Annotated in this window: 10 protein-coding genes; 7 read left to right on the plus strand and 3 right to left on the minus strand. The window is 69.3% G+C overall.

Features of this window, described 5'->3' with window-relative positions; genetic code table 11:
- The 7 genes from DEJ32_RS10750 to DEJ32_RS10780 all read left to right on the plus strand — a co-directional run.
- A partial coding sequence (locus DEJ32_RS10750) for a glycine cleavage T C-terminal barrel domain-containing protein (RefSeq protein ID WP_110901292.1) occupies window positions 1-805 on the plus strand: 805 nt, incomplete at its 5' end.
- Between the two features lie 4 nt (window positions 806-809).
- Window positions 810-1,187 carry a glycine cleavage system protein GcvH gene (gene gcvH, locus DEJ32_RS10755; RefSeq protein WP_110890319.1) on the plus strand — a complete coding sequence of 126 codons (378 nt, stop codon included), beginning with the start codon at window positions 810-812 and terminating at the stop codon, window positions 1,185-1,187.
- Complete coding sequence (gene gcvP, locus DEJ32_RS10760) at window positions 1,184-4,123, plus strand: aminomethyl-transferring glycine dehydrogenase (protein WP_110901293.1); 2,940 nt, start codon at window positions 1,184-1,186, stop codon at window positions 4,121-4,123. Before gcvH ends, gcvP begins: the two co-directional genes overlap by 4 nt.
- 375 nt (window positions 4,124-4,498) lie before the next feature.
- Entirely contained in the window at window positions 4,499-6,127 is a 1,629-nt protein-coding gene (locus DEJ32_RS10765; RefSeq protein ID WP_181419407.1) for an ABC transporter substrate-binding protein, read from the plus strand.
- Window positions 6,128-6,358: 231 nt separating this feature from the next.
- A complete protein-coding gene (locus tag DEJ32_RS10770; protein WP_110823666.1) occupies window positions 6,359-7,288 on the plus strand; it encodes an ABC transporter permease in 930 nt (309 codons plus the stop codon).
- On the plus strand, window positions 7,278-8,228 hold the full coding sequence (locus tag DEJ32_RS10775; protein WP_110823667.1) for an ABC transporter permease: 951 nt from the start codon (window positions 7,278-7,280) through the stop codon (window positions 8,226-8,228). The genes DEJ32_RS10770 and DEJ32_RS10775 overlap by 11 nt, the downstream gene beginning before the upstream one ends.
- Window positions 8,225-9,970 carry an ABC transporter ATP-binding protein gene (locus tag DEJ32_RS10780; protein ID WP_110890317.1) on the plus strand — a complete coding sequence of 582 codons (1,746 nt, stop codon included), beginning with the start codon at window positions 8,225-8,227 and terminating at the stop codon, window positions 9,968-9,970. The genes DEJ32_RS10775 and DEJ32_RS10780 overlap by 4 nt, the downstream gene beginning before the upstream one ends.
- A gap of 181 nt (window positions 9,971-10,151) precedes the next feature.
- On the opposite strand, the gene DEJ32_RS10785 is transcribed toward DEJ32_RS10780, so the two are convergent.
- The 3 genes from DEJ32_RS10785 to DEJ32_RS10795 form a co-directional block, all read right to left on the minus strand.
- On the minus strand, window positions 10,152-10,700 hold the full coding sequence (locus tag DEJ32_RS10785) for a PH domain-containing protein (protein ID WP_110901294.1): 549 nt from the start codon (window positions 10,698-10,700) through the stop codon (window positions 10,152-10,154).
- 175 nt (window positions 10,701-10,875) lie between these two features.
- Window positions 10,876-11,355, minus strand: coding sequence for a peroxiredoxin (locus tag DEJ32_RS10790; RefSeq protein WP_110823670.1), 480 nt, complete (start codon window positions 11,353-11,355; stop codon window positions 10,876-10,878).
- A 143-nt stretch (window positions 11,356-11,498) separates the two neighbouring features.
- Window positions 11,499-13,178: an ABC transporter family substrate-binding protein gene (locus tag DEJ32_RS10795; RefSeq protein ID WP_110901295.1), complete on the minus strand. Its 1,680-nt coding sequence runs from the start codon at window positions 13,176-13,178 to the stop codon at window positions 11,499-11,501.
- Window positions 13,179-13,253: the final 75 nt, after the last annotated feature.

The following is a 13,253-nucleotide window of genomic DNA, read 5'->3' on the forward strand; positions in this document are numbered from 1 at the left end:
CCGCACCGGAGAGGACGTCTTCCTCGTCGTCGCGAACGCCGGCAACCGGGACGTCGCCGTCGCGGCCATGCAGGACCGTGCCGCCGGGTTCGACGTCCTCGTGACGGACGACTCCGACCGGACGGCCCTCGTCGCGATCCAGGGGCCGGCCGCAGCGGGCACGCTCGACGCCCTCGTCGTCGCCGACCGTCTGCAGCCGGAGTCCCCGCTCGACGAGCTCCGGTACTACCGCGTCCTGCACGCCCTGTTCGACGGCAGCGAGGTGCTCATCGCCCGCACCGGGTACACGGGCGAGGACGGCTTCGAGCTGTACAGCGACACCGAGGTCGCCCCGGCGATCTGGGACGCCCTGCTCGCCGCCGGGGCCGAGCGCGGGGTGGTGCCCGCCGGGCTCGCGGCGCGTGACACCCTCCGCCTCGAGGCCGGCATGCCGCTCTACGGCCACGAGCTCGACACCTCGGTCCGACCCGCACAGGCCGGACTCGGCCGGGTCGTCGCCACCTCGGGGTCCTTCGTCGGCGACGCCGGCGTGCAGCCGGCCCCCGACGCCCGCGTCCTCGTCGGCATCGTGATGGAAGGACGCCGTGCTGCCCGTGCCGGGTACGACGTCCTGCGCGACGGGGTCGTCGTCGGCACCGTGACCTCCGGCGCGCTCTCGCCGACGCTCGGCCACCCGGTCGCGATGGCGTTCGTCGACCCGGACTGCGCCGACGGGGGACAGGTCCTCCACATCGACGTCCGTGGCACCGCCATCCCCGGCACCGTGACCGCGCTCCCCTTCTACCGCCGCGCCTCGAAAGGCTGATCCCATGACCGACCAGACCGCACTGCAGTACACCAAGGACCACGAGTGGATCCTCGTCGAGGGCGACGTCGTCACCGTCGGCATCACCGACCACGCGGCCGAGCAGCTCGGTGACGTGGTCTACGTCGAGCTCCCCGCCGTGGGCACCACCACGACCGCCGGCGAGCAGCTCGGTGAGATCGAGTCCACCAAGAGCGTCGGCGAGCTCTTCGCCCCCATCGAGGGCGAGGTCGTCGAGGTCAACGAGGCCGTCGTGGCGACCCCGGACACCGTCAACCACGACCCGTTCGGCGCCGGCTGGCTCGTCAAGCTCAAGGTCGACGGCACGTCGTTCCCCGAGGACCTCATGGACCACGACACGTACCGGGCCTCGATCGCATGACCGCGGACCAGGACCGCACCACGTCGACGAACCTGCAGACCACCTTCGCCGACCGCCACATCGGCACGACGTCGGCCGAACAGCAGGCCATGCTCGACGTCGTCGGCCAGCCGTCGCTCGACGCCCTCGTCCGGGCAGCCGTCCCCGAGTCGATCCACGCCGCACCGGTCGCGCACTCGAGCGTGCCGACCGCGGTGGGGGAGACCGAGGCGCTCGCCGAACTGCGGGCCGTGGCCGGGCGCAACACCGTCCGCCGGGCGATGATCGGCCTGGGCTACTCCGACACGCACACGCCGGCGGTCATCCAGCGGAACGTGCTCGAGAACCCGAGCTGGTACACGGCCTACACGCCGTACCAGCCGGAGATCTCGCAGGGCCGGCTCGAGGCGCTCATCAACTTCCAGACGATGGTGTCCGACCTCACCGGCATGGCCACCGCGGGCGCCTCGATGCTCGACGAGGGCACGGCCGTGGTCGAGGGCATGCTCCTCGCCCGTCGCGCCTCGAAGGTGAAGGGTGACGCGTTCCTCGTGGACGCCGACCTCCTGCCGCAGACCGCCGCGATCCTCGGCCACCGCGCCGAGGCGGTCGGCATCACCCTGCGGTCCTTCGACGCCGCGGACGGCCCCACCGACGAGCAGCTCGACGGTGCCTTCGGCGTCGTCCTGCAGTACCCCGGCGCCTCCGGCCGGATCGTCGACCCGAGCCGTACCGTCGAGCGCGTCCACGCGGGTGGCGGCATCGCCGTCGTCGCGGCGGACCTGCTCGCGATGACGCTGCTCGCGAGCCCCGGTGACCTCGGTGCCGACGTCGCGGTCGGGACCAGCCAGCGCTTCGGCGTCCCGCTCGGGTTCGGCGGACCCCACGCCGGGTACCTCGCCGTCCGCGCGGGCCTCGAGCGTCAGCTGCCGGGCCGACTCGTCGGGGTGTCCTTCGACGCCGACGGCAGCATGGCCTACCGGCTCAGCCTCCAGACCCGCGAGCAGCACATCCGCCGCGAGAAGGCGACGAGCAACATCTGCACCGCGCAGGTGCTGCTGGCGGTCATGGCGTCGATGTACGCGGTCTACCACGGGCCCGAGGGCCTGCGGTTCATCGCGTCCCGGGTGGCCCGGACGGCCACGGCCCTCGCCGACGTCGCCCGCGCAGCCGGCGCCGAGCTCGTGCACGACGCCTTCTTCGACACCGTCACGCTCCGGTTCGCCGGCCGCGCGGAGTCCGTCGTCACGGCAGCGCACGAGGCCGGGTACCTGCTGCACCTCGTCGACGCCGACACCCTCCAGCTCTCCGTCGACGAGACCACCACGCCCGAGGACGTCGTCGCCCTCGCCCGGGTGTTCGGCGCGACCGACGTGACCGTCCCGGCGATGGAGACCGCCGTGCGGGACGCGACCACGGGCGTCGCGTCCGGGCTGGAGCGCGCGAGCGCGTTCCTGACCCACCCGGTGTTCAGCGCCCACCGCAGTGAGACGCGGATGATGCGCTACCTCAAGCACCTGTCCGACAAGGACTACGCGCTCGACCGCGGCATGATCCCGCTCGGCAGCTGCACCATGAAGCTCAACGCGGCGACCGAGATGGCCGCCGTGACGTGGCCCGAGTTCGCCCGACTGCACCCCTTCGCCCCGCGCGGGGACGTGGAGGGGTACCTCGACATGATCGGGGACCTCGAGACCTGGCTCGCCGAGGTGACCGGCTACGACACCGTCTCGGTGCAGCCGAACGCGGGCAGCCAGGGCGAGCTCGCCGGACTCCTCGCGATCCGCGGCTACCACCGCTCCCGCGGCGACGAGGCACGCACGGTGTGCCTCATCCCGTCGAGCGCGCACGGCACGAACGCGGCGTCGGCGGTCCTCGCCGGCATGCGGGTCGTCGTGGTGGCCTGCGACGAGGACGGCAACGTCGACCTCGACGACCTCCGGGCGAAGACCGCGCAGCACGCCGAGCAGCTCGCCGCGCTGATGATCACGTACCCGTCGACCCACGGGGTGTACGAGCACGACATCACCGCGATCTGCGACGCCGTGCACGACGCCGGCGGCCAGGTCTACGTCGACGGCGCGAACCTCAACGCGTTGCTCGGGCACGCCCGCTTCGGGGACTTCGGCGGGGACGTCTCGCACCTCAACCTGCACAAGACCTTCTGCATCCCGCACGGTGGTGGCGGTCCGGGCGTCGGGCCGGTCGCCGCGAAGGCGCACCTGGCACCGTTCCTGCCCGGGCACCCGATGGCGCAGGAGGCCGACCGGCGGACGGGTGCCGAGGCGTCGACCGAGGACGGCCGGCTCGCGCACGCGGGCGGTCCGGTCTCCGCCGCGCCGTACGGCAGCCCGAGCATCCTGCCGATCACCTGGACCTACGTCCGGATGATGGGCGTCGAGGGCCTCACCCGCGCCACCGAGGTCGCTGTGCTCGGCGCGAACTACCTGGCGGCGCGGCTGCGCGAGGCGTTCCCGGTCCTGTACACGGGCGAGTCGGGTCTGGTCGCGCACGAGTGCATCCTCGACCTCCGACCGCTGCGGGAGGCGACGGGGATCACCGTCGACGACGTCGCGAAGCGGCTCATCGACCACGGCTTCCACGCCCCGACGATGTCGTTCCCGGTCGCGGGCACGCTCATGGTCGAACCGACCGAGAGCGAGGACCTCGCCGAGCTCGACCGCTTCGTGGACGCGATGCTCGCCATCCGGGCCGAGGCGGACGCGGTCGGCCGGGGGGAGTGGCCGGCGGAGGACAACCCGCTCGTGAACGCCCCGCACACGGCAGCGTCGGTCATCACCGGCGAGTGGGACCACGCCTACACGCGGAAGCAGGCGGTCTACCCGTCGGCCGGGCAGGCGACGCGCAAGTACTGGCCGCCGGTGCGCCGCATCGACCAGGCGTACGGGGACCGCAACCTCGTGTGTGCGTGCCCGCCGATCGAGGCGTTCGCGTAGCCGGATCGCCATCCTGACGACGACGGACGTGAGGCCCGTGGCGGATCCGCCACGGGCCTCCCGTCCGTCGTCGTCCTGCCATCGCCGACGGTGGAGCGCTCCGACCACGAGCCGCTCTCGACCACACCTGTGGTTCACCGGGACGTCACCTGGACGATGCACGGACCTCGATGCAAACGCAACAGATCACCTGATCCCGGCTCGCACGCGCGGGGAAGTTGCACTTTGCCGCAACGATCCTGCAACTTGGTTTCAGACGTGTAACCGATGTGCGCTGGGTTTGGACGGGCCCCTCAGCACTGCCTACAGTTCAGGAGTCAAACGCGGCGGGAGGGACCTCTGTGCCCGGCGCGTCCCATGCACCAGGAGGAACTCTTGATCAAGAAGCGCGCTGGGCTCTCTGCCCTCGCCGTGCTCGGGGCCACAGCTCTCGCCCTGACCGGCTGCTCCGGCAACGGTGGCGGAAGTGGCTCGGGCTCCGGCTCCACGAACGCCAACGGCATCGTCACCACCAACGGCAGCGAGCCGCAGAACCCGCTCATCCCGTCGAACACCACCGAGACCGGTGGCGGCAAGATCATCACGTCGCTGTTCGACGGTCTGTTCACCTACGACGCCGACGGCAAGCCGGTCAAGGAACTGGCGAAGAGCGTCGAGACCGACGACTCCAAGACCTTCGACATCACGATCAACACCGGGTGGAAGTTCACCAACGGTGAGGAGATCACCGCCGAGTCCTTCACGAAGGCGTGGAACTGGGCGGCGCAGAAGTCGAACGCCCAGGGCGCGAGCTACTTCTTCGAGAACATCGAGGGCTACGACGCCGACAAGGACTCCGAGCTCACCGGCCTGAAGGTCGTCGACGACGACGAGTTCACCGTCACGCTCAAGTCGGCGCAGTCGGACTTCCCGCTGTCGCTCGGCTACAACGCCTTCGTGCCGCTCCCCTCGGCGTTCTACGACGACCCCAAGGCCTTCGGTGAGAACCCGATCGGCAACGGTCCGTACAAGCTCGACGGCAAGAAGGCCTGGACCCACAACCAGGACATCAAGCTCGTCGCGAACGAGGACTACCAGGGCAAGCGCAAGCCGAAGAACGGCGGTCTCACGATCACGTTCTACAGCACCCAGGACACCGCGTACTCCGACGCCCAGGGCGGCAACCTCGACGTCCTCGACGCCGTGCCGGACGCCGCGTTCTCGACCTACAAGTCGGACTTCCCCGACTCGAACGTCAACCAGGCCGCCGCGATCTTCCAGGCGATCTACCTGCCCTACTACCTCGACCACTGGAAGGGCGAGGAGGGTCAGCTGCGTCGCGAGGCGATCTCGATGTCGATCAACCGCAAGCAGATCACGGACAAGATCTTCCAGGGCACCCGCACCCCGGCGAAGGACTTCACCTCCCCGGTGATCGACGGCTGGACCGGCGACCTGAAGGGCTCCGACGTCCTGAAGTACGACCCGGACGAGGCCAAGAAGCTCTGGGCCGAAGCCGACAAGATGTCGAAGTACGACGACACCCTCACCATCACCTACAACGCCGATGGTGGCCACGAGGCATGGGTGACCGCCGTCACGAACTCGATCTCGAACACGCTCGGCATCAAGGCCGAGGGCAACGCGGTCCCGACGTTCGCCGAGGCGCTCGAGCTCCAGACGGACGACAAGCTCAAGGGCGGAAGCCGTACCGGTTGGCAGGCCGACTACCCGTCGCTGTACAACTTCCTCGGCCCGACCATGGGTGAGGGTTCGTCGAACAACTACTCGCGCTACGACTCGGCCGAGTACAACGAGCTGCTCGCCAAGGGCCGTTCGGCCGCGACCGTCGAAGAGGGCAACAAGTTCTTCGACCAGGCGCAGGAGCTCCTGTTCCAGGACCTTCCCGAGATCCCGCTGTGGTACTCCAACGTCACCGGCGTGTGGTCCGCGGACAACGTGAAGAACGTCAAGTTCGGCTGGGACTCGGTGCCGCTGTACTACGACATCGAGGTCACCAAGTAACACCGGTCCTCGCGGAGGACCCATCGCGAGCAGGTATCCTGCTCCGCGGCCAACCGGACGGGGGTTCGGGGACCACACGGTCCCCGAACCCCCGTACCACGGCGGCTACACCTTCCCCCACGACCGCGGGCGCCGCCGCCCGCACCGGACACCCGTGCCGACCCTCGGACCGTCCACCCCACACGACATGAACCTGAACGACATGCGCGCTCCGTACCAGGCAGGGATCTGATGCTCTGGTACCTCGGCAAGCGCCTCCTGCAACTCATCCCCGTGTTCTTCGGGGCCACGTTCCTCATCTACTTCATGGTCTTCTCGCTGCCCGGCGACCCGATCGCCGCGCTGTTCGGCGACCGCCAGCCGTCGCCGCAGGTGATCGAGCAGCTCCGGGCGCAGTACAACCTGGACAAGCCGTTCATCATCCAGTACCTGCTGTGGGTCGGCGGTCTCTTCCGCGGTGACCTCGGGGTCACGTACTCGGGCCTCCCGGTGAGCCAGCAGCTCGCCCAGGCGTTCCCGATCACCGCCCGTCTCGCGATCCTCGCGCTGGTCTTCGAGGCCGTCGCCGGCATCCTCGTCGGCGTCATCGCCGGGCTCCGCAAGGGCAAGTGGTTCGACGCCACCGCGCTCGTCGTTTCGCTGCTGCTCATCTCGGTGCCGACCTTCGTCGTCGGCTTCCTGCTGCAGTACGTCTTCGGCATCAACCTCGGGCTGTTCCGTGTCACGGTCTCCGGTCAGGCGCCGTGGTCGGAGCTCGTGCTGCCGGCGATCGTGCTCGCGACCGTGTCGTTCGCCTACATCGTGCGCCTCACCCGCGCGAGCGTCGCCGAGAACATGAGCGCCGACTTCGTGCGCACCGCGACCGCGAAGGGCCTGTCCCGTCGTCGCGTCGTGACCGTGCACATCTTCCGGAACTCGCTCATCCCCGTGGTCACCTACCTGGGCGTCGACATCGGCAGCCTGATGGTCGGTGCGATCGTGACCGAGGGCATCTTCAACATCAACGGCGTCGGTGGGACGGTCTACAAGGCCGTCACCCTCGGCGAAGGCCCGACGGTGGTGTCGTTCGTCGCCGTGATGGTCATCATCTTCATGCTCGCCAACCTCCTGGTCGACCTGCTCTACGCCGTCCTGGACCCGAGGATCCGCTATGCCAAGTAACACCGAACCGCGATCGGCCACGCACTACGTCGCCCCGATCGAGGAGACACCGCTGCAGGCGGTCGACCAGGTCAACGTCGACGAGAAGACCCGTTCGCTGTGGACCGACGCGTGGGAGTCCATGCGTCGTCGTCCCACCTTCTGGGTCTCCGCGGTCCTCATCCTGCTGATCCTCGTGGTCGCGATCGTCCCCGGGCTCTTCACGCACGTGGACCCGCGCGCCGCGAACCTCGACTACAGCGACGAGGGTGCCCGTGCCGGACACCCGCTCGGGTACACCCGCCAGGGGTCCGACGTGTTCGCCCGCGTCATCTGGGGTGCACAGAATTCGCTGCTCGTGGGGCTGCTCGCGACCGTGCTCGTCACGATCGTCGGCGTCGTCATCGGCGCGATCGCCGGGTTCTACGGCGGCTGGCTCGACGCGGTCGTGTCCCGCATCGCGGACATCTTCTTCTCGATCCCGACCGTCCTCGGCGCGATCGTGATCATGTCGGTCATCCCGCAGCGCAACGCCATCACGGTGTCGCTCGTGCTCGCCGTGTTCGCCTGGCCGCAGATCGCCCGCATCATGCGCGGTGCCGTGCTCAGCGCGAAGCAGTCCGACTACGTCACCGCCTCGGCGGCGCTCGGTGTCAGCCGCTTCCAGACGCTGGTCAAGCACGTCATCCCGAACTCGCTCGCACCGGTCATCGTCGTCGCGACCGTCTCGCTCGGGACGTTCATCGTCGCGGAGGCGACCCTGTCGTTCCTCGGCATCGGTCTGCCGCCGTCGGCGCTCAGCTGGGGTCTCGACATCGGCACGGCGCGCACCTCCATCCGCACGAACCCGTCGACCATCTTCTGGCCGTCCGCCGCCCTGTCCATCACCGTGCTCGCGTTCCTCCTCCTCGGTGACGTGGTCCGCGACGCGCTCGACCCGAAGGCGAGGGCCCGCCGATGAGCGAGACACTCACCCAGCCGAACGCCCGGACGTCCGGTGCCGCCGGCGCCCCGCTGCTCGAGATCACCGACCTGCACGTCGGCTTCCGGACGCAGAGCGGTCTCGTGCAGGCCGTGCGCGGCGTCAACATGACGCTCGAGCAGGGCGAACGCCTCGCGATCGTCGGCGAGTCCGGATCGGGCAAGTCGACGAGCGCCCAGGCGATCATCAAGCTCCTGCCCGGCACCGGCCAGATCACCGGCGGCTCGATCAAGCTGAACGGGCGCGAGCTCGTCGGCATGGACGAGAAGCAGATGGCTGAGATCCGCGGCACCGAGATCGGCTACGTCCCCCAGGACCCGATGTCGAACCTGAACCCGCTCTGGAAGATCGGTTTCCAGGTCGAAGAGGCGATCAAGGCGAACGGGATGGCGACGGGCAAGGCCGCCGTCCGCGCCCGTGCCGTCGAGGTCCTGCAGGAGGCCGGACTCGGCGACGCCGAGAGCCGGCTCAAGCAGTACCCGCACGAGTTCTCCGGCGGCATGCGCCAGCGCGTGCTGATCGGGATCGGCCTGTCCAGCCGGCCGAAGCTGCTCATCGCCGACGAGCCGACCTCCGCGCTCGACGTCACCGTGCAGCGCGTCATCCTCGACCACCTCGAGAGCCTGACGCGCGACTTCGGCACCTCGGTCCTGTTCATCACCCACGACCTCGGTCTCGCCGCCGAGCGTGCCGAGAAGCTCGTGGTGATGTACAAGGGCCAGGTCGTCGAGGCCGGTCCGTCGAAGGAGATCCTGGCCGACCCGCAGCACCCGTACACGCAGCGCCTCGTCGCTGCGGCGCCGTCGCTCGCGAGCCGTCGGATCCAGTCCAAGGTGCAGCACCAGACGGTGGACATCGCGTCCGGCACCGGCAGCGAGGACGACGAGCTCCTGTCCCGCGCCCACGAGCGCGAGAGCAAGCCGACCGAGGACCTGATCGTGGTGAAGGACCTGCAGAAGGTCTACAAGCTGCGTGGGCAGGGCATCGCGACCCGCGAGCTCAAAGCCGTCGACGGTGTGTCGTTCTCGATCCCGAAGGGCACCACCACGGCGCTCGTCGGCGAGTCCGGCTCCGGCAAGTCGACGGTCGCCAAGCTCGTGCTGCAGCTCGAGTCGATCACCGCCGGCTCGGTGCAGTTCGACGGCATCGACATCGGCGCGCTCAAGGGCAAGGACCTGTTCGACTTCCGTCGCCGGGTGCAGCCCGTGTTCCAGGACCCGTACGGATCGCTCGACCCGATGTACAACGTCGGGAACACGATCGCCGAGCCGCTCAGCACGCACAAGGTCGGTGACAAGGCGTCCCGCCGCGCGCGGGTGCTCGAACTGCTCGACCAGGTGTCGCTGCCGAAGTCGATGGTCAACCGGTACCCGAGCGAGCTGTCCGGTGGCCAGCGGCAGCGCATCGCCGTCGCGCGCGCGCTCGCGCTCAAGCCCGAGGTCATCGTGCTCGACGAGGCCGTGTCCGCACTCGACGTGCTCGTGCAGGGGCAGATCCTCGACCTGCTGACCGAGCTGCAGTCCGAGCTCGGCCTGACGTACCTGTTCATCACGCACGACCTCGCGGTCGTCCGTCTGGTCGCGGACAACGTGTGCGTCATGCGCAAGGGCCAGATCGTCGAGAAGGCGACCACCGACGAGGTGTTCGCGAACCCGCGGGAGCAGTACACGAAGGACCTGCTGGCAGCCATCCCCGGCGCCGGCTTCGAGTTCGGACGCTGACCCGCCGCACCTCGCGACCGCCGGAACGCGCCGCCCCGATCACGGGACGGCGCGTTCCGTCGTTCGCGGCCGGCAGCTGCGGTGGCCGGAGCGGAGGCACGTGTCAGATGAAGCGTGCGGCTCGGGTCGGTCAGGGCGTCGGGCCGGTCAGGGCGTCGGGCCGGTCAGGGCGTCGGGTCGGTCAGAGGCGCGCGCCGGCGAGGCTCGCGGCGATGCCCAGCACGACGAGCGCGGTGATCGACCAGCCGTGGACGCGGTGCACGATCGGGGCCGCGGTCACCGTGGCCGGGGGAGCACCGTCGTACACGACCGGCGCGGGGGCGGACGCGCGGATCTCGTCGGCCGCAGCGGCGACGCCCACCGGCACCGGGCCTCCCGGCTGGAGCACCGCCAGGCGGGCGTCCGGACGCGGCGCGATCCAGACGCGCTGCTCGCCCTGGTCGGTGACCACCTCGAGCCCGTACTTCGTCCGGACCTCCCGGACGCGCCGCCACGCGAACCGGGTGGTGCGGCGCACGTCGACGACGACCAGGGCGTCCTCGGTGATCTCGATCCGCGGACGCCACAGCACGACCCACGCGAACCAGGCGGTGAAGAGCGACGGCACGGGGACGAGCAACGCGGCGCCCGGCCCGTTCGTGACGAAGCCGATGACGACGAGGGCTGCGGCGACGATCCAGAGGACGACGGCGAAGCGGCGCATGTTCGTCGCGACGATCCGGGCGGGCATGGGGCAAGCCTAGGAGACCCGGCCTCGGGCGGTGACGAGAGCGCCTCCTCGGGACCACCAACCGAGCGGGCCAGACGGGCCGTGCGCGTACCGGCGGACCTGATGTCCCGAGGAGGCGAACCCGGGGGTCGTCGTCCAGACCATGGTCACGCCGACACGGCCGGCTGTCAACGGGTCAGACGACGAGCGCCTCGATCTGGCCGCGGATGACCTGGGCGCTCGGGAAGCGCAGTCCGACGAGCCCGACGTGCCGCCAGCGGATGACGCCGTCCGGACCGATGACGAAGACGGAGCGACGGAGTCCGATCCCCGGCAGGTGGACGCCGTAGGCGCGGATGACGTCACCGCCGACGTCCGACAGCAGCGGGAACGCGAGCGAGGCGCCGCGCGCGAACCCCTCGTGCGAGTCGAGTCCCTGCGGGCTGATGCCCCAGACGACCGCGCCGAGGTCGCGGAAGTCGTCGAGCTCCTCCTGGTACGAGCAGAGCTGCGCGGTGCACACGGGCGTCGCATCGCCGGGGTAGAAGGCGAGGACCACCGGGCGACCGATCTCGGAGGCGAGCGAGTACTCCGCGTCGGTGCGGACGCCCTGGCGGACGAGCATGCCGGGCAGGGTGAAGCCGGGGGCGGCGGAACCGATCTCGGGGATGGCCATGAGGCAGATCGTACGGTCCAGGGGCCCGTCGATCCGTGGACCGCACCGAGGATCCCCTGCGAGCGCGCGCACCGGATCGACGAAGGGGCCGGACGCAGTGCGTCCGGCCCCTCCCTCGATCAGCGGGCGCCGCCCGTGGACGGTCAGTCGGTGAAGCCGACCTTCGTCCAGTCGATGTTCTGCGCCCCCGCGAACGCGCCGTAGTTGGCGAGCTTCGGGTTCTGCGCGACGAGCGCCGGCTTCGCGGTGATCGGCATGGAGTGTCCGATCGCCCAGACTTCCTCGTCGATCTGGTTCCAGATGGCGTTCGCCTTGTCCGTGTCCGGCTCGGACAGGGCCTGCTTCGTCAGGTCGTCGATCTCCTTCGAGCTGACCCGGCCGTAGTTCTGGCCGACGTCACCGGAGGTGTAGATCGTCGCGCTGCTCGAGTGGAAGCCGGTGCCACCCCAGACGAAGATCGTCATGTCGTAGTTGCCCGGCGTGACGTACTGCTCGAAGAAGTCGTCCGTGGCGACCGACTTCAGCTTCAACTCGACGCCGACTTCCTTCAGCTGCTGCTGCATGACCTGCGCCAGCTGCTGCGACGTGGGAGCGCCGGACGGGATCGTGATCGCGATGGAGAGCTTCTTCCCGCCCTTCGAGCGGTACGCGCCGTCGGTCTTCCACCCGTCGTCGAGCAGCTGCTTCGCCTTCTCGACGTCGAACGTCGCGTTCGGCTTGGTGTTCGACGTGTAGCCCTTGTCCGTGGACAGGAACAGGTGATTGTCGAGCGTGCCGAGCTTGTACGGGAGCGTGCCGCCGATGACCTGCGCGAGCGCGTCACGGTTCACGGCGTGCTGGATCGCCAGCCGGAGCTGCTTGTCCTTGAGCAGGCCGTTCGACGAGAAGTCGACGTGCGTGTACTGCGCGGACGTCGACGCGAGGATCCTCGTGTTCTTCGCCTTCTTCACGCGGTCGAAGCGCTCGGAGGTCGTCGTGAGGACGGAGTCGATCTCCTTGTTGAGGTAGGCGTCGACGTCGGCGTTGCCGTCCAGCGACCGGAAGATCACCTGGTCGAGCTTCGGCTCGTCGCCCCACCAGTTGTCGTCCGGCTTCATCGTGACGGTGCCGGCGGTCTCGTCGAGATCGGTGATCTCGTACGGCCCCGAGGAGACCGGGACCTTGCCCTTGTAGCCGTTGTTGAACTGCTCGGGCGTGCTGGTCTGGCTGGCGGGGTAGAGCGGGCTGAAGAGCGACTTCCAGTCCGAGAACGGGGTCGAGAACGTCACGACGACGTCCCGGTCGGTCGCGCCCTTCGTGACGGACTCGATGTCCTCGTAGCCGGTCGAACCGGCGATGAGGTACGCCTCGTCCTCGCCGTTGGTGGTCTTCCACTCGTTCTCGAAGTCACGCCACGTGATCGGCGTGCCGTCGTTCCACTCCGCCTGGTCGTTGATCGTGTACTCGATGGTCAGCGGGTCGTCGCTCGTGACCTCGGCCTTCGTCACGTAGTCCTGGTTGAGTGCCGGGGCGCCCTTCGCGTCGATCGTGTAGATGAACGGCATCGTCGCCTGTTCGATCGTCGACGCGTCGACGAGCGGGCCGTCGACCTGGTTGTAGTTCCACTGCGAGACCCATTGCGAGATCGGCAGACGGAGCGTGCCGCCGTCCTGCAGGTCGGAGACCGGTGTGGCGTTGATCTGGGCCGAGGTCGGCAGTGACTTCTTGCCCGAGTCGTTCCCACCGGTCCCGCCGGAGTCGCCGGAGCCGCCCGAGCAGCCGGTGACGGCGAGGGCGATGCCGGCGAGGGCCGCCGTCACCGCGAGGACTTTCCTGTGCTTCATGTGGTTCCCCTCTGGAAGTTGTCGTCGAGCCTAGGGCCCTCCGAAGGGGGTAGAGCGCGTTTTCTGCTGTCGACG

The organism is Curtobacterium sp. MCPF17_046 (assembly GCF_003224295.1).
Taxonomy (GTDB): Bacteria; Actinomycetota; Actinomycetes; order Actinomycetales; family Microbacteriaceae; genus Curtobacterium.